Consider the following 20,805-nt stretch of genomic DNA (forward strand, 5'->3'; position numbering starts at 1 on the left):
CGGAGCCCCAGGGGCGGCGGGAATTCGCCATCCGAGGGGGGGCCTTCTTCCGGGGTGCTGACGCCACATCGCGGATGTGGCTAACATCACGTCAACGCGGCAACGTTGCCGGAGCGTTACGGAGGTGCGCGGTGCGGCCAGCACGGGGACAGAACGGTACGAACCTGAGCACCGGGCCCACGCCCGGCACCCGCCCCCGCCCCCGTCTGTGGTCCACCCGCACGCAGTGGCACACCGTGGGAGACGGCGAGTTCTTCTGCCCCGACTGCGGAGGCGACCGGAACTACCAGCGCCGCACCGGCCGCAAGCGCCTCACGATCCTGGGCATCCCGCTCGTCGCCCGCGGCGCCGCGGGCCCCGTCGTCGAGTGCGCCGCCTGCCAGGGCCACTTCGGTACGGAAGCCCTGGACCACCCCACCACGACCCGCTTCTCCGCGATGCTGCGCGACGCCGTGCACACCGTCGCCCTCGCCGTCCTCGCTGCGGGCGGCACCTCGTCCCGTACGGTCACCGGCACCGCCGTCGCCACCGTGCGGGCCGCCGGGTTCGAGGACTGCACCGAGGATCAGCTCGTCGCCCTCATCGAGGCCCTGGCCGCCGACACCGGCCGCTTCCTCACCGACCCGGTCGACGAGACGGACCCCTGCGGCGCGGCCCTCGCGATCGAACTCCACGAGGCCCTCGAACCGCTCGCCCCGCACCTGGCCCCCGCCGGCCGCGAGTCGATCCTGCTCCAGGGTGCCCGCATCGCGCTCGCGGACGGCCCGTACAGCCCGGCCGAACGCGAGGTGCTCAGCACGGTCGGCGGCGCGCTCTCGCTCTGCGCGGACGACACCGCCCGGCTGCTCGCGGCGGCCCGTACGCCCTCCTGACGTTCCGGCCCGAACTCCCCGCGCGATCAGGAGGGTTGCGTGGGCAGCCAGCCGTGCTGGACCGCCCGTACGCCCGCCTCGAAACGGCTGCGCGCGCCCAGCCGCTCCATCAGGTCCGTCGCGATCCGCCGCGCGGTGCGCTGGGAGACCCCGAGCCGTTTCGCGATCGCCTCGTCGGTGTGCCCCTGCGCGAGCAGAGTGATCGTGGTCGACTCCTGGGGGCTCAGCCCGTGCTCGTCGCGCGCGGACGCGGCGCCGAGCGGCCGGGCCCCCTCCCACACGCTGTCGAAGAGCGCGCACAGCGCGGTGAGCGTGCCCTGGCCGTTGAGCACCACGGCCGCGGCCGCCGTGTCGTTGCTGCTGACCGGGATGACGGCCGTGGCACGGTCCACGATGATCATCCGGGTGGGCAGCGAAGGCACCGTGCGGACCTGCCCGCCGAGGGCGGCGATCCAGTTGACGTAGTCCACGGTGACCTGGCTGTTGCGGACACTGTCCAGATACACCGTGCGCATCCGGATCCCGCGCCGCAGCTGCGCCTCGTTCAGCGGCTTGGCCGCCGCGATGTTCTCCTGCGACTGGCCGCCGTCGGGCGCGAACGTGGCGACCTCGGTACGGGTCTCGCGGGCCAGCCGGGTCAGCCGGTCCCGTATCCGGTCCAGCCCGATGAGCTGCTCCACCCCCGGGCTGGTGGCGGCCGGACGCAGATCGGCGTACTCCGCGATCAGCTGGGCGGCGACGGCCCGCGAGGCCTCCAACTTCTGCTGCTGCGCGGCCAGTTCGGCCTGCTGGCGTGCCATCAGGATCTCCATCCCGATGTCGGGCGAGACCGCGCGGAGCCTGCCCCGCTGCTCGGCCGACGGCCGGATCAGCGCGAGTTCGCTCAGCGTGTCCAGCGCGCGGCGCACCTCCGCCTCCGGCGCCCCCGTCACCGCCACGAGCTCGGCCACCCCACCCTGCGGATCGGCCAGCATCGTGCGGTAGACGGCCTCCGCGACCGCGTCCAGCCCCAACGTCGTCAGCAATGTCCCCAACCCCCCAGTACGCGGAGAGCTCCCCAGCTCCCCCCCTCCCCCGACTCTCCGGATCATGCCACGGCCGGTCTGGACCAGGGCATGCCGGGAGCGATCCGCGTACGGGCCTGGACACAACCGGCCAAAGCCCGAACCGGCCATGTCGCCCGGCGGCCAGGGGTGTTGTCCGCTTGAGAGGGTCGGCTCCATGTACCTCGTGCATGCCCGACTGCTCGGGCCCCCCGGCACCCCCATGCCCGCCGCCGCCCGGGAGTTGGTGAACGTCAAGGCGCGACCGCGGGACGGCCTGGAGCACGTCACGGTCCACGCCGACGCCCGGCCGCACCCCGTGATCGGCCTGTACGTCCGCGCGGCGGACCTGGCCTCCGCCGAGGCGCGTGCCTTCGCGCTGGTCCGGCGCACCCTGACGACCCGGGTGTTCGACGGCTGGTCGCTGCTGGACGCGCACGTCCCCCTCGTCGGCCCGTTCTACGACGCGCTCTCCACCGCCATCGCCCCCGCCTCCGCCCTCGGCGCCTTCGAGCCGGACGGTACGGGCCGGCAGGTATGAGCACGCCGGACGGCGGGGCCCGGGGGAGGGGCGCCTGGACGGGAAGGACCGTGGGAGGACGGGCGGCCTGGACGAAAACGGCCAGGGGGAGGGGGCCTGGACGGAAAGGGTCAAGGCCCCTTCGGGCCACCGGAAACCTCTTCCGCCCCTTCTGACCAGCGACGAAAGTAGTTCTCGCCGGCAGGGAACACCACCCGGCAGGCAAAAACCGGGAAGCACCACCGCGGGATGCGCACCGGTTCAGGACACCCCGATCGCCGTCAGAGCCGGCACCGGTCGCCCAGCGGCCGCCCGGCACGAAAGGAACCACCATGCTGCGCATCCGTATCGCCAAGGCCGCCGCGGTCGCCACCTTCGGTCTCGCCGCCGCCTTCGCCGGTCACTCCTTCACCGCCCCGGCCGCGGCCCCCGCCGCCACCCCGGCCCCCGCCTCCGCCCCCGCGGCCACCACCACCGCCGTCCCGGCCGTCACCACGGGCACCGCCACCGTGACCCCGGCCGACTACATCTGGGGCTGACCCGCCCGGCTCGCCGACCTGAGCCCGACCCGGGCCGAGCCGTCCATCCGACCCCACACGTCGGTCCGCCCGGCCCGCCGCGGCCCCCTTTGCGCCGCGCCGCTCCCACCCTTCAGCGACTTCTCCGTCGAACCAGCTCCGAGGATCTGTCATGCCCAGAACAGGAACGCTCGCCACTGAAACGTCCGGCACAGGTACGTCCGGCACGGAAACGAACTCCCGTCCTGCCAGGCGAAGGACGGCCATCGCCGCCCTGGCCCTCGCCGGGGTCGCCGCGAGCGCCCTGACCCTCGCCGGAGCCGGCCCGGCCGGTGCGGCGTCCGTCGCCACCTGGGACAAGCTCGCCCAGTGCGAGGGTCCGGCGACTGGACGATCGTCGACTCGACCCACACCTACTACGGCGGGCTCCAGTTCGACCTCCAGACCTGGAACGCCTACGGCGGCCGCCAGTACGCCACGTATCCCAACCAGGCCACCAAGAAGCAGCAGATCCTCATCGGGGAGAAGCTCCTGGCCGCCCGGGGCGCCGCCCCCTGGCCGGTATGCGGCGGCCCCAGCGGAATCGCCAACGACCACGCCGACCCGTACCCGGCCGAACCGCCCACCCCGGTCGGTGTCGTCCAGCTCAGCGCGGCCGACTTCGACGGCGACGGAACGAAGGACATCGTCGGGATCGAGGCGGCCACGGGCAAGTTGTGGCTGTACCCGGGCAAGGGCAACGGCACCCTCGGCGACCGCGTACAGATCGGCTCCGGCTGGGGCGGCATGAGCGGCCTGGCCGCCGCCGACTACACCGGTGACGGCAAGGCCGACCTCGCCGCCGTCGAGAACGCCACCGGAAAGCTCTACGTCTACCCCGGCTCGGGCGCCGCCGGCGGCATGAACACCCTGGGCGACCGGGTGCAGATCGGCTCCGGCTGGAACTCCATGCGGGACCTCACCGCCCTCGACGTCAACAAGGACAACAAGCCCGACCTCGTCGCCATCGACAACAACGGTGCACTGTGGGCCTACCCGGGCACCGGCTCGCTCAACGGCACTGGCACGCTCGGCAGCCGGGTCCAGATCGGCTCCGGCTGGGACACCATGGCCGAACTCTCCAGCCCCGGCGACCTGAACGGTGACGGCAGGGCCGACCTCGTCGCGGTGGACCAGGGCGGCAAACTCTGGAACTACCCGGGCACGGGCTCGCTCAACGGCACCGGCACGCTCGGCGGCCGGGTCCAGATCGGCTCCGGCTGGGACACCATGCACCAGCTCGTCGGCGCCGACTTCAACGGCGACGGCAAGGGCGACCTCGACGCCGTCCAGGCCCCCTCCGGCTCCACCGGCACCTTCTACTTCTACCCCGGCAACGGCAGCGGCGGCCTCGGCGACCGCGCCCAGATCGGCACCGGCTGGTAGGCCCCCGGCCCCGGCCGGCACCGACTTCGCGCCGGCCGCGGCATCCCGAAGCACCCGCAACGCCCTCAACTTCCCCCGTGTGGCGCACCGTTCGGCGCGCCCGGGGATCGACCTCCCTGGAGAACACCCACCATGTCGAAGATCGCCGACAAGCTCAAGAAGTCCTCCCTCGCCGGCCTCGTCGCCGCCGCGGCCGTCACCGGACTGACCGCCGCCCCCGCCCACGCCGACGCCACCTCCTCCATGGCCTCGACCGCCGCCGGTCAGATCGGCCAGGGCCCCTGCGGCCAGGGCGGTTACTGGAGCCACAACAACAGCCAGAACAACAGCTGCGGAGGCGGCGGGACCCAGTCCCACGCCTGGTGCGCGGACTTCGTCGGCTGGGTCTGGTCGCACTACGACGTGGCCCACATCGGTTCGCTCACCGACGGCGCCGCCAGCTTCTTCGCCTACGGACAGGCGAACGGCACCCTGCACGACACCCCGAAGGTGGGCGACGCGGTCGTCTACAACTACCGGGGCGGGTACGCCGACCACGTCGCGATGGTGACCGGATTCGACGGCACGACGGTGACCGTCGTCGGCGGAAACGAGGGCCACAACAGCGGCCACAGCGAGGGCATCGTCCAGCGCGAGTCGACCACCAACTGGTCGGTGGGCTCGGCGCCTTGGGGCCAGACGATCAGCGGGTACATCTCGCCGGTGCTCAACAGCGATGCCGGGGCGACTCCGTCGGCGGCGGGCATGACCCACCTGGCCGGCGGCGACCTGGACGCCAACGGCACCCACGACGTCCTGGCCACCGAGGTCACCACCGGCGACCTCTACATGTACCCGGGCACCGGCTCGATCAACGGCACCAGCACCCTGGGCAACCGGATCAAGATCGGTAGCGGCTGGAACACCATGACCAACGAGACCATCGGTGACTTCAACGGCGACGGCAAGGCCGATGTCCTGGCCACCGACTCCGCCGCCGGCGACCTCTACCTGTACCCGGGCACGGGCGCGGTCAACGGCATGGGCACGCTCGGCAGCCGCGTCAAGATCGGCACGGGCTGGTCCAGCATGCACGACGTGGCCCGCATGGACGTCAACCACGACGGGAAGGCCGACGTCGTCGCCGTCGAGACCGCCACCGGCGACCTGTACGCCTACCCCGGCACCGGCACCCTCGCCGGCACCAACACCCTGGGCGCCCGGGTCAAGATCGGCTCCGGCTGGAACTCGATGAGCAGCCTGACCACCCCCGGCGACCTCAACGCCGACGGCATCAACGACCTGGTCGCCAAGGACGAGACCGGCAAGCTCTTCGTCTACCCCGGCTCGGGCTCCCTCAACGGCACGAACACCCTCGGTGCTCGCACCCAGATCGGCTCCGGCTGGAGCGCGATGACCGACATCGTCGGTGCCGACGTCAACGGTGACGGCAGGGGCGACATCGCGGCGGTCGAGGCGGCTCCCGGCGCTACCGGCAAGTTCTACGTCTACCCCGGCACCGGCGCCGTCAACGGCATGAACACCCTCGGCGCTCGCACCCAGATCGGCACCGGCTGGTAGGGCATTGCGCTCAACTTCCGTACCACTTGGGCCCGTTCGCGCGTCACTGCGATGCGCGGACGGGCCCGTCCCGCGTCCCGCACCCCGCCCCGTACGAGTCCGAAAGGACCAGCACCGCCATGAAGACCCGCTTCCGCACCACCACAGGCGCCGCCGTCGCGGTGCTCACCTCGCTCGTCGCGGGAACGCTGAGCGGGAGCCCGGCCGCCGCCGACTCCACCGCGATATCCGACGGATCCATCGCCACCTACAACGCCATCACCCGCATCGACGCCTCCGGCATGGGCTTCCAGTGGGACAACGGCCGCGACGCGGGCCGGGTGTCGACCTTCGAGTCAGCCCACCCCGGCCTCACCCGCACCACCGTCAACGGCCTCCTCGCGAACTCCGGGGCCGACATCGCCGCACGACCGCTGTGCCACCCCACCAACATCGCCGGCGCCCAGGGCTTCTGCCCGTCCTCGGACGACGACGGCGGTCCCTGGGTGCCCCAGGGCCTCACCGGATCCGGCGAGTCACCGCAGGCCGCCCAGTCGGTCAACGGCCGCAAGGTGCTCATCAGCAGCGCCCACGCCCCCAGCGACGCGGGCGAGCGGGTCACCTTCACCGATGTGACCGACCCGGCCCATGTCACCTACAAACACGCCCTGTTGGCCGGCCTGTCCGACGACAGCAGGACCTTCGGACAGCTCGCCGGGGGGCACGCCAACAGCGTGGTCTGGTCCGGCAGCAGGCTGTACGTGTCGTCGATCGGCAGCGGCTTCGACGTCTTCGACCTCAACGACGTGTGGCAGATGGACACGACCTCCGACACGACGGTCGGGCTGGACGCCAACGGCCGGACGCACGGCGGCGGATTCACCTACGTCCTGCCCCGGACCGGCAGTTACGCCTACACCGGCGCGGGCGGCGGCTGTGGCGCCTACGCCGGAGTGCCCGACCGGCCCTGCCTCACCTCGGCCTCCCTCGATACCTCCGGGGACTCGCCCGCACTGGTCACCGCCGAGGGCGACGAGAAGCCGACCGAGGCCGACTTCGGCCGCGGCGCCGCCCCGATCGTGCGCTGGCCCATCGACCTGGCCACCGGCAAGCTGAAGGCCGACGCCGCCGGGCACGTCACCGCCTCCGCGGCCTACGCTTCGCCGATGGGCGGCGTCCAGGGCGTCGCCATGCACAACGGACGCTTCGCCCTCTCGGGCGCCTGCCCCGAGTGGATCGCGGCCGCGAACCAGCCGAAGGACAGGCCCGTCGTCAACTACCCGAGCTGCCTCTACGAAGCCCGCGCCGACCAGCCCGTACGCCTGGTCACCCGTACCGCCGTCAACACGGAGAACCTCTCGTACTGGCCGGGCAGCGACGAGCTGTGGATGGTCAACGAGGTCCCGGGCGGGCGCGTGGTCGCCCACACCCCCTGGCCCGACGCCCCGGCCCCGGCCGGCATGGTCAAGGTCACCTCGGCCGACTTCACCGGGGACGGCCGCAAGGACCTGGTCGGCGTCGAGGCGGCCACCGCCAGACTGTGGCTCTACCCCGGCAAGGGCGACGGCACGTTCGGCGACCGGGTCCAGATCGGTTCCGGCTGGGGTGCCATGGACAAGCTCGCCGCCGGTGACTACACCGGAGACGGCAAGGCCGACCTGATCACCGTGGACACCGGCACGGGCGCCCTGTACGTCTATGCGGGCAGCGGCACCGCGGCCGGTATGAACACCCTCGGCGCCCGCACCCGGATCGGCACCGGCTGGAACGACCTGCGCGAGCTGACCGCCCTGGACGCCAACGCCGACGGCCGCGCCGACCTCGTCGCCATCGACCGCGCCGGCGCGCTGTGGGTCTACCCCGGCACGGGCTCGCTCCAGGGCACGAACACCCTGGGCTCCCGCGCCCAGATCGGCTCCGGCTGGGACTCCATGACCGAGCTGACCAGCCCCGCCAAGGGTGACCTGGTGGCCGTCGACCGCACCGGCGCGCTGTGGAGCTACCCCGGCACCGGGGCCATCAACGGCACCGCCACCCTGGGCGCCCGCACCCGCGTCGGCTCCGGCTGGGACAGCATGCGCCAGCTGGTCGGCGCGGACTTCAACGGCGACGGCAAGGGCGACGTGGACGCGGTCCAGGCCCCCGCTTCCGCCACCGGCGCCCTCTACTTCTACCCCGGCACGACCGGCTCGGCCCTGGGCGACCGGGCGCAGATCGGGGTGGGCTGGTAGTCCCCGCCCCCGGGGCCGCGACGAGCCCCACCGCCCGTCGTTCGTACCGTCGTCCGGCCGCGTACTCCCCCGGGAGTAACGGCCGGCACACGGACACCCCGGGAAGTACCGCGATCTCGGTCGCCGGCGGGACGAACACGGCCCGGGCGGGCGAGACGCTGGGACCAGCCGGGCCGGCCGCACGGGCCCTTCCGAGATGTCCGGCCGGAGGGGGCCCGGGATGGGGTCGAACACGGCGGGGACGTCGAACACGGCGGGCACGAAGGACACGGCGGGCACGAAAGACACGGCGGGCGCGAAGGACGCAGCGGGGCCGGGTGTCACGGCGCAGTCGTCAACTGGGCGCCGGCGGAGGGCAGTTCCCTGGGGCGTGCTCGCGCTGTGGGTGATCGTGCTCGCCGTCGCCGGGTCGTTCGCCGGCCGGCTCGGGGACGTACAGCGTGACCAGACCGCCGACTACCTGCCGGCCGGCGCCGATTCCACGCGGGCCGCCGCGCTCCAGGAGCAGCTGCCCGGCGGCGAGATCACCTCCTTGGTGCTCGTCTACCACCGCGACGGCGGTCTGACGGCCGCCGACCGGGCCACCGCCGCCCGGCAGCTCTCCGCGATCACCGTCGCGCCCGGAGTCCAGGCCGCCAAGTCGCCGGCCGCACTGGGCACCGCCCAAGATCCCAAGGACTTCGCGGCCGTCACCCACGGCCCCGCCGTGACGTCCAAGGACGGCGCCACCCTCATGTACGCGGTGTCCACGGCCGCGCCCGCCAAGAACGACGACGCGCGCAAGACCTTCGTCGACGACGTACGCGCGCGGGCCACGGACAGCGACGGGATGACCGTGCGGGTCGGCGGCGACGGCGCCCTCGACGTCGACGCGCGCGGCGTGTTCGGCTCCCTGGACACCACCCTGATGCTGGCCACCGGCCTGGTGGTCGCCCTGCTCCTGATCCTCACCTACCGCAGCCCCGTACTGTGGCTGGTCCCCCTGCTCGCGGTCGGCGCGGGCGCGGTGTGCGCACGGGCCGCCGTGTACGGCCTCGCCACCACCTTCGGGACCACCGTGACCAGCCAGAGCGCCGGAATCATGACCGTCCTCGTCTTCGGCGCCGGCACCGACTACGCGCTGCTCCTGGTCGCCCGCTACCGCGACGAACTGCGCCGCACCCCGCTCCCGTACGACGCGATGCGCGCCGCCCTGCGCGGCTGCGGACCGGCCCTGCTCGCCTCGTCCGGAACGGTCGTGGCCGGCCTGGTCTGCCTGCTCGCCGCCGACCTCAACAACATCAGGGGGCTCGGCCCGGTCGGCGCGGTCGGGGTGGTCTGCGCGCTCGCCGCGATGCTGACGCTGCTGCCCGCCCTCCTGGTACTGCTCGGCCGGCGGGTGTTCTGGCCGCTCATCCCCGCCTACGGCAGCGAGCCCGCGGCGCGCCGCCGCAACCTGTTCGCCGCGATGGGAAGTTCCACCGCCAAACGCCCAACCACCGTACTGCTCACGGGAGTTATGCTCCTGGGCGCTCTCGCGATCGGCACGTTCCACCTGCCCGGCGCGCTCAAGCAGGAGGACAGCTTCACCAGCAAGCCCGAGTCCACCCGCGCCATGAGCACCCTCGCCACCGCCTTCCCCGACCGCGGCAGCCGGCCCATCCAGGTCATGACCCCGACCGGCCGGGCCGACCGTACGCTCGCCGACGCCCGCTCCGTCCACGGCGTCGCGAGCGCCGAACGCGGCCGCAGCGGCGGCGGCTGGACCGAGATCACCGTCACCGCCGGGGCCGCCCCCGAATCGGCCGCCGAGAACGCCACCATCGAGCGGCTGCGACAGAGACTGACCGGCGCACACGTCGGCGGCGCCAGCGCCCAGGCCCTCGACCTGGCCGACACCAACGCCCACGACCGGCTCATCGTCATCCCGCTCGTCCTCGCCTCCGTCCTGCTCGTCCTCGCCCTGCTGCTGCGCAGCCTGATCGCCCCGCTGCTGCTCGTCGCCGCCGTCGTGGCCGTATGGGGGGCCGCCCTCGGCATCGGCGGCCTGGTCTTCGGACCGGTCCTCGGCTTCACCGGCCTCGACCCCGGTCTTCCCCTGCTGACCTTCGTCTTCCTGGTCGCCCTCGGCGTCGACTACGGCATCTTCCTGATGCACCGCACCCGCGAGGAGACCCTGCGCGGGGCCGGCCCGCACGAGGCCGCGCTGACCGCGCTGCGCACCACCGGCGGGGTCATCGCCTCGGCCGGGACGGTACTCGCGGCGACGTTCGCGGTGCTCGCCTCGCTGCCGCTGGTGATGTTCGTCGAACTCGGCACGATCATCGCCGTCGGCGTCCTCCTGGACACCTTCCTCGTCCGCACCTACCTGCTGACCGGCGCCGGCCTCCTCCTCGGCCGCCGCGTGTGGTGGCCCGGACGCCTCGCCCGCGCCCCGCGAGCCACCGAGCCGGACCCCGCGCTGGTCAGCGCCGCCCGGTGAGGGCGAGGATGGCCCGGTGAGCGACGTGAACACACCGAGCGGCACGCGGTCCGGGCCGGGCGCGTGGGTGACCGCGATGACGCACCGCGACCCGCGCGACAGCGCGCACCCGCTGCGGGCCGACGCGGCGCTCGCCGCCGGAGCCGGACTGCTCGGCGCGGCCATCGCCTACGCCGACACCGCGCTGCGCCCGGACACCACCGGCTGGGCCCTGCTCACCGTGGCCACCCTCGCCCTGGTGGCCAGGCGCCGCCACCCCGTGGCGACCCTGGCCGTGGTCGTGGCCTGCATCGCCCCCTACCAACTGCTCGACAACGCCCACATGGGGCCCATGCCGCTCGCGATGACCGCGATGTACACGGTCGCCGCCACCGGCACGGTCCGCCGCACCGCCACCGTCGGCGCCTGCGTCGTGGGCCTCGCCATCACCGGCATGTCCTTCAACGGCGTCCACCACGCCCTCGACGTGCTGCGCACCTCCGGCTGGCTGGTCGCCGCGCTCGTCTTCGGCGTCGCGCTGCGCAACTCGCGTACCTACGTGGCCGAACAGCGGGCCGCCGCCGCCCGCGAGAGCGAACGCCGACGCGCCGAGGAACGCCTGCGCATCGCCCGCGACCTGCACGACCTGCTCGCCCACAGCATCACCCTGATCGGAGTACGCACCGCGGTCGCCGCCCACGTCCTGACCACCACCCCCGACCGGATCGACCGGGCGGCCCTCGCCGCCGCCCTGGACTCCATCGCCGACACCTGCCGCGAGGCCCGCGCGGAACTGCGCACCACCCTGACCGTGCTGCGCGCCGACGAGCACGGCCCGCTGCCCGACCTCACGGGCCTGCCCGAACTGGCCCGCGGCGCGAACGCGGAACTCACCCTGGACACCGACGGAGCCCGGATACCGCCCGCCGTCGGCGCCGCCGCCTACCGCATCGTGCAGGAGTCGCTCACCAACGCCGTCCGCCACGCGGGCCCCGGCACAACCGCCCGGGTCCGCGTCCAGGCGAGAGGCCGGGCACTCACCGTCACCGTCACCGACGACGGCCGGGGACCGGCCGCCGAGGGCCCCGGCTTCGGCGGCTTCGGGATCCTCGGCATGCGCGAACGGGCCCGCAGCGTCGGCGGCACCCTGGAGGCCGGCCCGCACCCCGACAGCGGCTTCCGGGTCACCGCCCACCTGCCCCTCGCGCCACCACCCCCACACAGCCACCCCCCGGAGGCGACCGCATGACCGCGCTGCCCGGCGACCCCATCCGGGTGCTGCTCGCCGACGACCAGACCCTGGTGCGCTCCGCCTTCGCGATGCTCGTCGAGTCCGCGCCCGACATGGCCGTCGTCGGCCAGGCCGGCACCGGCGACGAAGCCGTGGCGCTGGCCCACTCGGCCCGCGCCGACGTCGTCGTCATGGACCTGCGGATGCCGGGCACCGACGGCATCGAGGCGACCCGGCTGATCGCCGCCGCCGAAGACCTCGCCGAGGTCCGGGTACTCGTCCTGACCACCTACGACACCGACGAGAACGTCCTGGACGCGCTCCGGGCCGGCGCCTCCGGATTCCTGGTCAAGGACACCCGGCCCGCCGAACTCCTCGACGCCATCCGCACGGTGGCCGCCGGCGACGCACTGCTCTCGCCCGGCCCCACAGCGGGCCTCATCGCCCGGGTGCTGCGCGCCCCGCGCCCCGCGGCCGGCGGCGGGCCCGCGACGCTGTCCGCCCTGTCCGACCGCGAACGCGAAGTCCTCACCCTGGTCGCGCGCGGCCTCAACAACACCGAGATCGCCGACGCGCTAGCCCTGAGCCCGCTCACCGCCAAGACCCACGTCAGCCGGATCATGGGCAAGTGCGGGGTACGCGACCGGGCCCAGCTGGTGATCCTGGCGTACGAATCCGGGCTCGTGGTGCCGGGCGCGTGAGGCCCGCCGGGCTCAGCCCCTGCCCGGCTCCTTCGTGCCGTCGGCCGGCTCGATCAGGGAGTCCTCCGAGGGCCGCGCCCTGGCGGCGCCCCCGGCCGAATCCGAGACCGCGGGCAGCGGGGCGAGCTCGGTGCCGTTCCAGTGCAGGGTGGTCTCCGACCGGCGGTCGCGGCCGCCCGCGGGCTCGGTGACCACCAGATCACCACCCAGCGTCTCCGCGCTCGTCCCGGGCCGCCCCGCGTATTCGAGAACGGCGTGCGCCCGCTCACCCGCGGCGGTGTACACCCACAGGATGCTGCGCCCCAAGTCGTCGTAGGCCAGCACGAGTTCACGCCTGCCGTCGCCCGTGAGATCGGCGTACGCGGGCGGCCGCAACCGGCACGAGGAACGGTCCGGGCACTCCTTGAGGCTGCTTCTGACCGCCTCGTCGGTGGCCGGGTCCGCGGCCAGCAGCCGCGCCCCCTCGACCCGCGTCAGATCCCCGTCCGGCACCGTCACCCCCGGCACCGGCCCCCGCGCGTGGAAACCCTGGCCGGGCTTGGCGGGCGCGGCGGAGGCGGTGTGGCCGGGCCACAGCGGCGAGGCGGTCACCGAGGCGGAGGGCGTGGCCGCCGGCCCGCCGTCGCGCACCCCCTCGCCCGCCGAACACCCCGCGAGCGCCACCACGGCGAGCGCGCAGGCCACCGCCGCGCGGGCGTGGCGGCCGGTCGTGGGCAGCGGCATTCCGGTCCGTCCAGGGGGAGTGGGGCATCGGCACACGGCGAGAACCCGCGTGCTTGGCGCCATGGTGCCCCATCGTTCTGTGCCCATGCCGCGAACCGGCCTCACCGGGGCACCCGGGCGCGTCCGGGGAGCTTGGGCGGCAAGGGGTGGAGGGCGGGGGGTGATCCCTGCCACGTCGCTCCGCGGGGGTGGGGGAGGGGGCCGGGTGCTGGGGGGCCTCTCCTCCCCGGGGCCGGGGGTGACCGTTTCGCGCAGGTCCCCGCGCCCCTCACCCCGCCTCCGTCCGCAGACCGTGCCCGCGTCTCGCGCAGTTCCCCGCGCCCCTGACCCCGCCTCCGTCCGCAGACCGTGCCCGCTTCTCGCGCAGTTCCCCGCGCCCCTAAAAGCCCTCCGGTCTGCGGGCCGTGCGTGGTTGGTCGCGCAGTTCCCCGCGCCCCTGGCAGTACTGGTGCTGGCCCGCATCGGGCATTTCAGCCTGTCCGGCGTTTGAGGACGAGCGCCGTGCAGGCGCGAACGGGGTCTGGGGCGGAGCCCCAGGCAACCCCGCCTTCGGGTGCGGGCCGTGCGGGGCTGGTCGCGCAGTTCCCCGCGCCCCTTGACCACTCGGTGCTGGGGCACCTTCAGCCTGTCCGGCGATTGAGGACGAGCGCCGTTCAGGCGCGATGGCGGGGGCCGGGGCGGAGCCCCGGGGGCGTGCAGGAGAATGGGGGCATGAGTCTGTTCCGGGATGATGGCGTCGTGCTGCGCACCCAGAAGCTGGGTGAGGCCGACCGCATCATCACCCTCCTCACCCGCAACCACGGCCGCATCCGCGCCGTGGCCCGCGGCGTACGGCGGACCAAGTCGAAGTTCGGGGCACGCCTCGAACCGTTCAGCCACGTCGACGTGCAGTTCTTCGCCCGCGGCAGCGAACTGGTCGGCCGCGGGCTGCCCCTGTGCACCCAGAGCGAGACCATCGCTCCCTACGGTGGCGGCATCGTCAGCGACTACGGCCGCTACACGGCGGGCACCGCCATGCTGGAGACGGCGGAACGGTTCACCGACAACGAGGGCGAACCCTCCGTGCAGCAGTACCTGCTCCTGGTGGGCGGCCTGCGCACCCTCGCCCGGGGCGAGCACGCCCCGCACCTCATCCTGGACGCCTTCCTGCTGCGCTCGCTCGCCGTGAACGGATACGCCCCGAGTTTCGAGGATTGCGCGAAATGCGGCATCCACGGCCCCAACCGGTTCTTCTCCGTCGCGGGCGGCGGCGTCGTATGCGGTGACTGCCGCGTACCCGGCAGCGTCGTACCCTCTGCGGAGGCCATCGGCCTGCTCAGCGCGCTGCTCACGGGGGACTGGGAGACCGCGGACGCGAGCGAGCCGAGGCATGTGCGGGAGGGCAGCGGGCTCGTATCGGCCTACCTGCACTGGCACTTGGAGCGCGGCCTGCGCTCCTTGCGGTACGTAGAGAAGAACTGAGCGGTACAGCGCAGCATCTGAGCATCTAGGGAGAGAGCTCCACATGGCAGTACGCGGAATCCTGGGCGGGCGGTCGAGGCGCGACTACAAGACCCCCGAGCCGCACCCCTCGGGCGCGGTGCCGCCGAAGATCCCGGCCGAGCTGGTGCCGAACCACGTGGCCTGCGTCATGGACGGCAACGGCCGCTGGGCCAAGGAGCGCGGGCTGCCCCGCACCGAGGGCCACAAGGTCGGCGAGGGCGTCGTCCTCGACGTCCTCAAGGGCTGCCTGGAGATGGGCGTCAAGAACCTCTCCCTGTACGCCTTCTCGACCGAGAACTGGAAGCGCTCGCCCGAAGAGGTCCGCTTCCTGATGAACTTCAACCGCGACGTCATCCGGCGCCGGCGCGACGAGATGAACGACCTCGGCATCCGCATCCGCTGGGTGGGCCGCATGCCCAAGATGTGGAAGTCGGTCGTCCAGGAGCTCCAGGTCGCCCAGGAGCAGACCGTCGACAACGACGCGATGACGCTGTACTTCTGCGTCAACTACGGCGGGCGCGCCGAGGTCGCCGACGCGGCACAGGCCATCGCGCGTGATGTCGCGGCGGGGAGGCTCGACCCGTCGAAGGTGAACGAGAAGACGTTCGCGAAGTACCTGTACTACCCGGACATGCCGGACGTCGACCTGTTCCTGCGGCCCAGCGGTGAGCAGCGCACCTCCAACTACCTGATCTGGCAGTCCAGTTACGCGGAGATGGTCTTCCAGGACGTTCTGTGGCCCGACTTCGACCGGCGTGACCTGTGGCGGGCCTGCCTGGAGTTCGCCTCCCGCGACCGGCGCTTCGGGGGTGCCATCCCCAACGAGGCCCTCGCCGCCCTGGACAAGTCCGGCGACGCCCCCCGCCCCTAACCCCCTGGAGCTCCGCCCCAGACCCCGTTCGCGCCTGAACGGCGCTCGTCCTCAAACGCCGGACGGGCTGAAGAGGCTCATGCGGGTCGGCGCCGACCCCGGCGGGGGGCGCGGGGAACTGCGCGAGCAGCGCCCACGATCCGCAGCCGTAAGCGGGTTTCAGGGGCGCGGGGAACTGCGCAAGAAGCGAGCACGGTTCGCGGACGAAAGGGGGTTGGGGGACCGGGGGCGGGAGCCCCCGGGGAGGGGGTGCTAGGCGGTCGCGGGGTTGGCGCAGGGCTCACACGTGCCGAAAATCTCCACCGTGTGCGCCACATTCACATACCCGTGCTGCGACGCGATCGACTCCGCCCACTTCTCGACCGCCGGCCCCTCGACCTCCACCGCCTTCCCACACACCCGGCACACCAGATGATGGTGGTGGTCACCGGAGGAGCAGCGCCGGTACACCGACTCCCCGTCACTGGTGCGCAGCACATCCACCTCGCCCGCGTCCGCGAGGGACTGGAGCGTGCGGTAGACGGTGGTCAGGCCCACCGAGTCACCCCGGTGCTTGAGCATGTCGTGCAGTTCCTGCGCGCTGCGGAACTCGTCGACCTCGTCCAGCGCCGCCGCCACCGCGGCACGCTGCCGGGTCGACCGGCCTCGTACGGGGGCGGTATTCGACCCGCCGAGCGGCGCTGTCGTCACAGGTGCCTCCAAGCCTCGACCCGTACAAACTCTCCTGGGGCCATTGTGCCAGCTCCCGCTCAGGCCGTGACCTCGCCGGCCTGAGGCTTCGCGGGGGCGGGCACGTCGAGCCCGCACTCGCCCTCGGCGGCCGCGGCCGCCCGGGTACGGGCCCGCCGTTTGGCGAGCGGGGTCGCCAGCGCCGTCAGCACGATGAAGATCGCGATCGTGAACAGCACGATGACGGCGCCGGGCGGCACGTCCTCGTAGTACGTGACGACCGTCCCGCTCAGCGTCACCGTCACCCCGATCGCCACCGCGATCGCGAAGGTCAGGGCGAAGCTGCGGGAGAGCTGCTGGGCGGCCGCGACCGGCACCACCATCAGGGCCGACACCAGGAGCAGTCCCACCACCCGCATCGCGACCGTGACCGTGACCGCCGCCGTGATGGCCGTCAGGAGGTTCAGGGCGCGCACCGGCAGCCCCGTCACCCGGGCGAACTCCTCGTCCTGGCTGACCGCGAAGAGCTGGCGGCGCAGGCCCACCGTCACCACGAGGACGAACGCGGCGAGGAAGCCGATGGCCCACACGTCGGACCGCGACACCGTCGAAAGGGAGCCGAAGAGGTAGGAGTTGAGGTTGGCGGTCGAGCCGCCCGGCGCGAGGTTGATGAAGAGCACGCCGCCCGCCATGCCTCCGTAGAAGAGCATCGCGAGCGCGATGTCGCCGCGCGTCCTGCCGTACCAGCGGATCAGTTCCATGGTGACCGCGCCCAGGACGGAGATCAGCGTCGCCATCCACACGGGCGAGGTGGAGAGCAGGAAGCCGAGGCCGACGCCGGTCATCGCCACATGGCCGATGCCGTCGCCCATCAGGGCCTGGCGGCGCTGGACCAGGTAGATCCCGACGGCGGGCGCGGTGATCCCGACGAGGACCGCGGCGATCAACGCCCGTTGCATGAAGGGGGAGTTCAGGATGTCCATCATGGTCAGCTCAGCAGTCCCGTGCGTACCGGCTCGGCGGCCGTGTGCGGATGTACGTGGTCGTGGCCGGGCAGGGCGTGCTGGCCCACGGCCCTCGGCGGCGGCCCGTCGTGCACGACGCATCCGTCGCGCAGCACCACCGCCCGGTCGATCAAGGGCTCCAGGGGCCCGAGTTCGTGCAGGACGAGCAGGACCGAGGCGCCGGCCGCGACCTGTTCGCGCAGGGTGGCCGCGAGGATCTCCTGGCTTTCGAGGTCGACGCCCGCCATGGGCTCGTCCATGATCAGCAGTTCCGGTTCGGCGGCCAATGCCCGTGCGATCAGGACGCGTTGGTGCTGACCGCCCGAGAGGGCGTCCACCGAGTCCCTGGCCCGGTCGGCCAGGCCCACCGCGTCGATGGCCCGGTCGACGGCCTCGCGGTCGGCCCTGCGCAGGATCCCGAAACGGGTGCGCGAGAGACGTCCGGAGGAGACGACCTCGCGGATCGTGGCGGGCACCCCGCCGGCGGCGGTGGTGCGCTGCGGTACGTAACCGACCCGGCCCCAGTCGCGAAAGCGCCGGCGGGCGGTGCCGAAGAGCTCCACCGAGCCGCCGCTGAGCGGCACCTGCCCGATGATCGTGCGGATCGCGGTGGACTTGCCCGAACCGTTCGCGCCGAGCAGCGCCACGACCTCGCCGCGGTGCACGGCCAGGTCGATGCCGCGCAGGACGGGGCGCGAGCCGAGCTCGGCGCTCACCTTGGTGAGCGATATGACGGGCTCCATGGCGGCTTCCTCCACAGGAGAGGGGCGGGTGGTCACTTGGTGCCGAGCGCGGTCGTCAGGGCGGTCAGGTTGGACCGCATGACCGAGAAGTAGTCGGTGCCCCTGGACTGGTCGGTGATGCCTTCGAGGGGGTCGAGTACATCGGTCTTGAGCGAGGCGTCCGACGCCAGGGTCTTGGCGGTCTTGTCGCTGACCAGCGTCTCGTAGAAGACGGTCGTGACGCCGTCGGCCTTCGCCATCTTCTGGAGGTCCTTGATCCGGGCCGGGCTCGGCTCGGAGTCGGGGTCGAGGCCGTTGATGGCCTCCTCGGTCAGCCCGTAGCGCTCGGCGAGGTAGCCGAAGGCGGCGTGGGTGGTGATGAAGACCTTGGTCCGGGCCTTGCCGAGGGCGGCGGCGTACTCCTTGTCGAGGCCGTCCAGCTTGCCGACCAGGGTGTCGGTGTTCTTCTTGTAGTCGGCGGCGTGCGCCGGGTCGGCCTTCGCCAGGGCGGCGCCGATGCCCCGGGCGACCTCGGCGTACTTCACCGGGTCCAGCCAGATGTGCGGGTCGTCGCCGGACTCGGAGTGGCTGTGGCCGTGGTCGTCGCCGTGGTTGTCCTCGCCGGCGGCGTGGTCGTGCGCCGCGGCATGCCCGCCCACCTCGTTGCCGTGCTTCTCCATCGACGTGAGCGTCGAGGCGTCGACCTTCGTGGTGACCTCGGCCTGGCGGACCGCCGCGTCCACGGCGGGCTGGAGGCCCCGCAGGTAGACGACCGCGTCGGCGTCGTTGAGCTTGGCGGTCTGGCGGGCGCTGATCTCCAGGTCGTGCGGCTCGACGCCCGGCTTCGTCAGACCCGAGACCGACACATGGTCCCCGCCTATCTGCTCGGTGAGGAACTGCAGCGGATAGAACGACGCCACCACGTCCAGCCTGCCGTCCTTCCTGCCCTCGCCCGCCGCGCCGGAACCGCAGGCGGTCAGGGCGGTGAGGCCGAGCAGGGCGGCGCAGGAGAGGGCGGCCGCGGGTATGAGGCGTCGTACGTTCATGACATCCATTTTCAACAAAGATGGAAACGGTTGTCAATAATCAGTACGGGTGGCCCCCTGCACGGGCCCCGCGGGGCAACCGATTTGATAGAGGGGGTGCGGCCGCCGCTAATCTGAAGGCTTCGCCGTTCCCCGTTCACGTCGTCGTTAATGAAGAGAGCACCGTGGCCGCCGACAAGATCGACACCATCGTCAACCTGAGCAAGCGCCGTGGCTTCGTCTACCCGTGCAGCGAGATCTACGGAGGCCAGAAGGCCGCCTGGGACTACGGGCCGCTGGGTGTCGAGCTGAAGGAGAACCTGAAGCGCCAGTGGTGGCGCTACATGGTCACCTCGCGCGAGGACGTCGTCGGCATCGACTCGTCGGTGATCCTGGCCTCCGAGGTCTGGGAGGCCTCCGGTCACGTCGCGACCTTCACCGACCCGCTCACCGAGTGCACCTCCTGCCACAAGCGCTTCCGCGCGGACCACCTCGAAGAGGCCTACGAGGAGAAGCACGGCAAGGCCCCCGCGGGCGGCCTCGCCGACCTCAACTGCCCCAACTGCGGCAACAAGGGCACCTTCACCGAGCCCAAGAGCTTCTCGGGCCTGCTCTCCACCCACCTCGGCCCCACCCAGGACACCGCCTCGGTCGCCTACCTGCGCCCCGAGACCGCCCAGGGCATCTTCACCAACTTCGGCCAGGTGCTCCAGGCTTCCCGCAAGAAGCCGCCGTTCGGCATCGCCCAGATGGGCAAGTCCTTCCGCAACGAGATCACGCCGGGCAACTTCATCTTCCGCACCCGCGAGTTCGAGCAGATGGAGATGGAGTTCTTCGTCAAGCCCGGCGAGGACGAGCAGTGGCAGGAATACTGGATGGAGCAGCGCTGGAACTGGTACACCGGCCTCGGCCTGCGTGAGGAGAACATGCGCTGGTACGAGCACCCGGCGGAGAAGCTCTCCCACTACTCCAAGCGCACCGCCGACATCGAGTACCGCTTCAGCTTCGGCGGCAGCGAGTGGGGCGAGCTCGAAGGCGTCGCCAACCGCACCGACTACGACCTCACCGCCCACTCCAAGGCCTCCGGCCACGACCTGGCCTACTTCGACCAGGAGGCCGGCGAGCGCTGGACGCCGTACGTCATCGAGCCCGCCGCCGGTGTCGGCCGCGCCATGCTGGCGTTCCTGCTCGACGCGTACAGCGAGGACGAGGCGCCCAACGCCAAGGGCGTCATGGAGAAGCGCGCCGTCATGCGCCTCGACCCGCGCCTGGCGCCCGTGAAGGTCGCCGTGCTGCCGCTCTCCCGCAACCCGCAGCTCTCCCCGAAGGCCAAGGGCCTCGCGGCCGACCTGCGGCAGAACTGGAACATCGAGTTCGACGACGCGGGCGCGATCGGCCGCCGCTACCGTCGCCAGGACGAGATCGGCACGCCGTTCTGCGTCACCGTCGACTTCGACACCCTCGACGACAACGCGGTCACCGTGCGCGAGCGCGACACGATGGCCCAGGAGCGGGTTTCCCTGGACCAGATCCAGCAGTACCTCGGCAGCCGCCTCCTCGGCTGCTGAACCCGGGCCGCACCCCGGGGGGTCTTCCCCTGGGGTGCGGCCCGTCCGGGGCTTCCCCCTGCGGGGGGCGAGCCCCAACTGCGTTGTCGGGCGCGGGTGGTGGACCCTGGTCGCGCAGTTCCTCGCGCCCCCAAATGCCCTCGGTGGGGTGCGGGCCGTGGTCGCTTTTCGCGCAGTTCCTCGCGCCCCCAATACCCTCGGTCGTGTGCGGGCCGTGGTCG

The 20,805-nt window shown here is 72.5% G+C and carries 18 protein-coding genes; 12 read left to right on the plus strand and 6 right to left on the minus strand.

Annotated features, from left to right (window positions below; genetic code table 11):
* Nucleotides 1-131 precede the first annotated feature (131 nt).
* Entirely contained in the window at nucleotides 132-872 is a 741-nt protein-coding gene (locus tag N4G70_RS02665; RefSeq protein WP_388720731.1) for a TerB family tellurite resistance protein, read from the plus strand.
* 26 nt (nucleotides 873-898) lie between these two features.
* Here N4G70_RS02665 and N4G70_RS02670 read toward each other — a convergent pair whose 3' ends face one another.
* Nucleotides 899-1,897 (minus strand): LuxR C-terminal-related transcriptional regulator, encoded by a 999-nt coding sequence (locus N4G70_RS02670; protein WP_261711347.1) that lies wholly within the window; start codon nucleotides 1,895-1,897, stop codon nucleotides 899-901.
* 196 nt (nucleotides 1,898-2,093) lie between these two features.
* Here N4G70_RS02670 and N4G70_RS02675 point away from each other — a divergent pair, with 196 nt between their 5' ends.
* From N4G70_RS02675 to N4G70_RS02710, 8 genes are all read left to right on the plus strand, one after another.
* The gene (locus N4G70_RS02675) at nucleotides 2,094-2,456 is read left to right on the plus strand and encodes a hypothetical protein (protein WP_261710721.1); all 363 of its coding nucleotides are present in this window, start codon (nucleotides 2,094-2,096) and stop codon (nucleotides 2,454-2,456) included.
* 311 nt (nucleotides 2,457-2,767) lie between these two features.
* Nucleotides 2,768-2,974, plus strand: a complete 207-nt coding sequence (locus N4G70_RS02680) for a hypothetical protein (RefSeq protein WP_261710722.1) — start codon at nucleotides 2,768-2,770, stop codon at nucleotides 2,972-2,974.
* 348 nt (nucleotides 2,975-3,322) lie between these two features.
* Nucleotides 3,323-4,378, plus strand: coding sequence for an FG-GAP-like repeat-containing protein (locus N4G70_RS02685; protein ID WP_261710723.1), 1,056 nt, complete (start codon nucleotides 3,323-3,325; stop codon nucleotides 4,376-4,378).
* A 132-nt stretch (nucleotides 4,379-4,510) separates the two neighbouring features.
* Complete coding sequence (locus N4G70_RS02690; protein ID WP_261710724.1) at nucleotides 4,511-5,938, plus strand: FG-GAP-like repeat-containing protein; 1,428 nt, start codon at nucleotides 4,511-4,513, stop codon at nucleotides 5,936-5,938.
* Nucleotides 5,939-6,057: 119 nt separating this feature from the next.
* Nucleotides 6,058-8,148 carry a VCBS repeat-containing protein gene (locus N4G70_RS02695; protein ID WP_261710725.1) on the plus strand — a complete coding sequence of 697 codons (2,091 nt, stop codon included), beginning with the start codon at nucleotides 6,058-6,060 and terminating at the stop codon, nucleotides 8,146-8,148.
* A 220-nt stretch (nucleotides 8,149-8,368) separates the two neighbouring features.
* Complete coding sequence (locus N4G70_RS02700) at nucleotides 8,369-10,609, plus strand: MMPL family transporter (RefSeq protein WP_261710726.1); 2,241 nt, start codon at nucleotides 8,369-8,371, stop codon at nucleotides 10,607-10,609.
* A gap of 16 nt (nucleotides 10,610-10,625) precedes the next feature.
* Nucleotides 10,626-11,837: a sensor histidine kinase gene (locus N4G70_RS02705; protein ID WP_261710727.1), complete on the plus strand. Its 1,212-nt coding sequence runs from the start codon at nucleotides 10,626-10,628 to the stop codon at nucleotides 11,835-11,837.
* The gene (locus tag N4G70_RS02710) at nucleotides 11,834-12,520 is read left to right on the plus strand and encodes a response regulator transcription factor (RefSeq protein WP_261710728.1); all 687 of its coding nucleotides are present in this window, start codon (nucleotides 11,834-11,836) and stop codon (nucleotides 12,518-12,520) included. Before N4G70_RS02705 ends, N4G70_RS02710 begins: the two co-directional genes overlap by 4 nt.
* Before the next feature lie 12 nt (nucleotides 12,521-12,532).
* Here N4G70_RS02710 and N4G70_RS02715 read toward each other — a convergent pair whose 3' ends face one another.
* Complete coding sequence (locus N4G70_RS02715) at nucleotides 12,533-13,243, minus strand: hypothetical protein (RefSeq protein ID WP_261710729.1); 711 nt, start codon at nucleotides 13,241-13,243, stop codon at nucleotides 12,533-12,535.
* Nucleotides 13,244-13,954: 711 nt separating this feature from the next.
* On the opposite strand from N4G70_RS02715, the gene recO reads away from it, so the two are divergent.
* Nucleotides 13,955-14,704, plus strand: coding sequence for a DNA repair protein RecO (recO, locus tag N4G70_RS02720; protein WP_261710730.1), 750 nt, complete (start codon nucleotides 13,955-13,957; stop codon nucleotides 14,702-14,704).
* Nucleotides 14,705-14,747: 43 nt separating this feature from the next.
* A complete protein-coding gene (locus N4G70_RS02725; RefSeq protein ID WP_261710731.1) occupies nucleotides 14,748-15,596 on the plus strand; it encodes an isoprenyl transferase in 849 nt (282 codons plus the stop codon).
* 252 nt (nucleotides 15,597-15,848) lie between these two features.
* Here N4G70_RS02725 and N4G70_RS02730 read toward each other — a convergent pair whose 3' ends face one another.
* Genes N4G70_RS02730 through N4G70_RS02745 form a run of 4 tightly spaced genes read right to left on the minus strand, consistent with a single transcriptional unit; the run spans nucleotide 15,849 to nucleotide 19,037 of the window.
* Entirely contained in the window at nucleotides 15,849-16,286 is a 438-nt protein-coding gene (locus N4G70_RS02730) for a Fur family transcriptional regulator (protein ID WP_261710732.1), read from the minus strand.
* Between the two features lie 59 nt (nucleotides 16,287-16,345).
* The gene (locus N4G70_RS02735; RefSeq protein WP_261711348.1) at nucleotides 16,346-17,248 is read right to left on the minus strand and encodes a metal ABC transporter permease; all 903 of its coding nucleotides are present in this window, start codon (nucleotides 17,246-17,248) and stop codon (nucleotides 16,346-16,348) included.
* Nucleotides 17,249-17,253: 5 nt separating this feature from the next.
* A complete protein-coding gene (locus N4G70_RS02740; protein WP_261710733.1) occupies nucleotides 17,254-18,012 on the minus strand; it encodes a metal ABC transporter ATP-binding protein in 759 nt (252 codons plus the stop codon).
* A 32-nt stretch (nucleotides 18,013-18,044) separates the two neighbouring features.
* Nucleotides 18,045-19,037: a metal ABC transporter substrate-binding protein gene (locus tag N4G70_RS02745; RefSeq protein WP_261710734.1), complete on the minus strand. Its 993-nt coding sequence runs from the start codon at nucleotides 19,035-19,037 to the stop codon at nucleotides 18,045-18,047.
* Between the two features lie 164 nt (nucleotides 19,038-19,201).
* On the opposite strand from N4G70_RS02745, the gene N4G70_RS02750 reads away from it, so the two are divergent.
* Nucleotides 19,202-20,584, plus strand: coding sequence for a glycine--tRNA ligase (locus tag N4G70_RS02750; RefSeq protein WP_261710735.1), 1,383 nt, complete (start codon nucleotides 19,202-19,204; stop codon nucleotides 20,582-20,584).
* The last annotated feature ends 221 nt before the right edge of the window (nucleotides 20,585-20,805 follow it).

Origin of the sequence: Streptomyces sp. ASQP_92 (genome assembly GCF_025399895.1) — a bacterium.
Taxonomy (GTDB): Bacteria; Actinomycetota; Actinomycetes; order Streptomycetales; family Streptomycetaceae; genus Streptomyces.

Coding starts and splice junctions, on each gene's coding strand:
- N4G70_RS02675 (WP_261710721.1), top strand. CDS start 2,094: ATGTACCTCGTGCATGCCCGACTGCTCGGGCCCCCCGGCACCCCCATG.
- recO (WP_261710730.1), top strand. CDS start 13,955: ATGAGTCTGTTCCGGGATGATGGCGTCGTGCTGCGCACCCAGAAGCTG.
- N4G70_RS02710 (WP_261710728.1), top strand. CDS start 11,834: ATGACCGCGCTGCCCGGCGACCCCATCCGGGTGCTGCTCGCCGACGAC.
- N4G70_RS02695 (WP_261710725.1), top strand. CDS start 6,058: ATGAAGACCCGCTTCCGCACCACCACAGGCGCCGCCGTCGCGGTGCTC.
- N4G70_RS02680 (WP_261710722.1), top strand. CDS start 2,768: ATGCTGCGCATCCGTATCGCCAAGGCCGCCGCGGTCGCCACCTTCGGT.
- N4G70_RS02690 (WP_261710724.1), top strand. CDS start 4,511: ATGTCGAAGATCGCCGACAAGCTCAAGAAGTCCTCCCTCGCCGGCCTC.
- N4G70_RS02715 (WP_261710729.1), bottom strand. CDS start 13,243: ATGCCGCTGCCCACGACCGGCCGCCACGCCCGCGCGGCGGTGGCCTGC.
- N4G70_RS02745 (WP_261710734.1), bottom strand. CDS start 19,037: ATGAACGTACGACGCCTCATACCCGCGGCCGCCCTCTCCTGCGCCGCC.
- N4G70_RS02700 (WP_261710726.1), top strand. CDS start 8,369: ATGGGGTCGAACACGGCGGGGACGTCGAACACGGCGGGCACGAAGGAC.
- N4G70_RS02740 (WP_261710733.1), bottom strand. CDS start 18,012: ATGGAGCCCGTCATATCGCTCACCAAGGTGAGCGCCGAGCTCGGCTCG.
- N4G70_RS02735 (WP_261711348.1), bottom strand. CDS start 17,248: ATGGACATCCTGAACTCCCCCTTCATGCAACGGGCGTTGATCGCCGCG.
- N4G70_RS02725 (WP_261710731.1), top strand. CDS start 14,748: ATGGCAGTACGCGGAATCCTGGGCGGGCGGTCGAGGCGCGACTACAAG.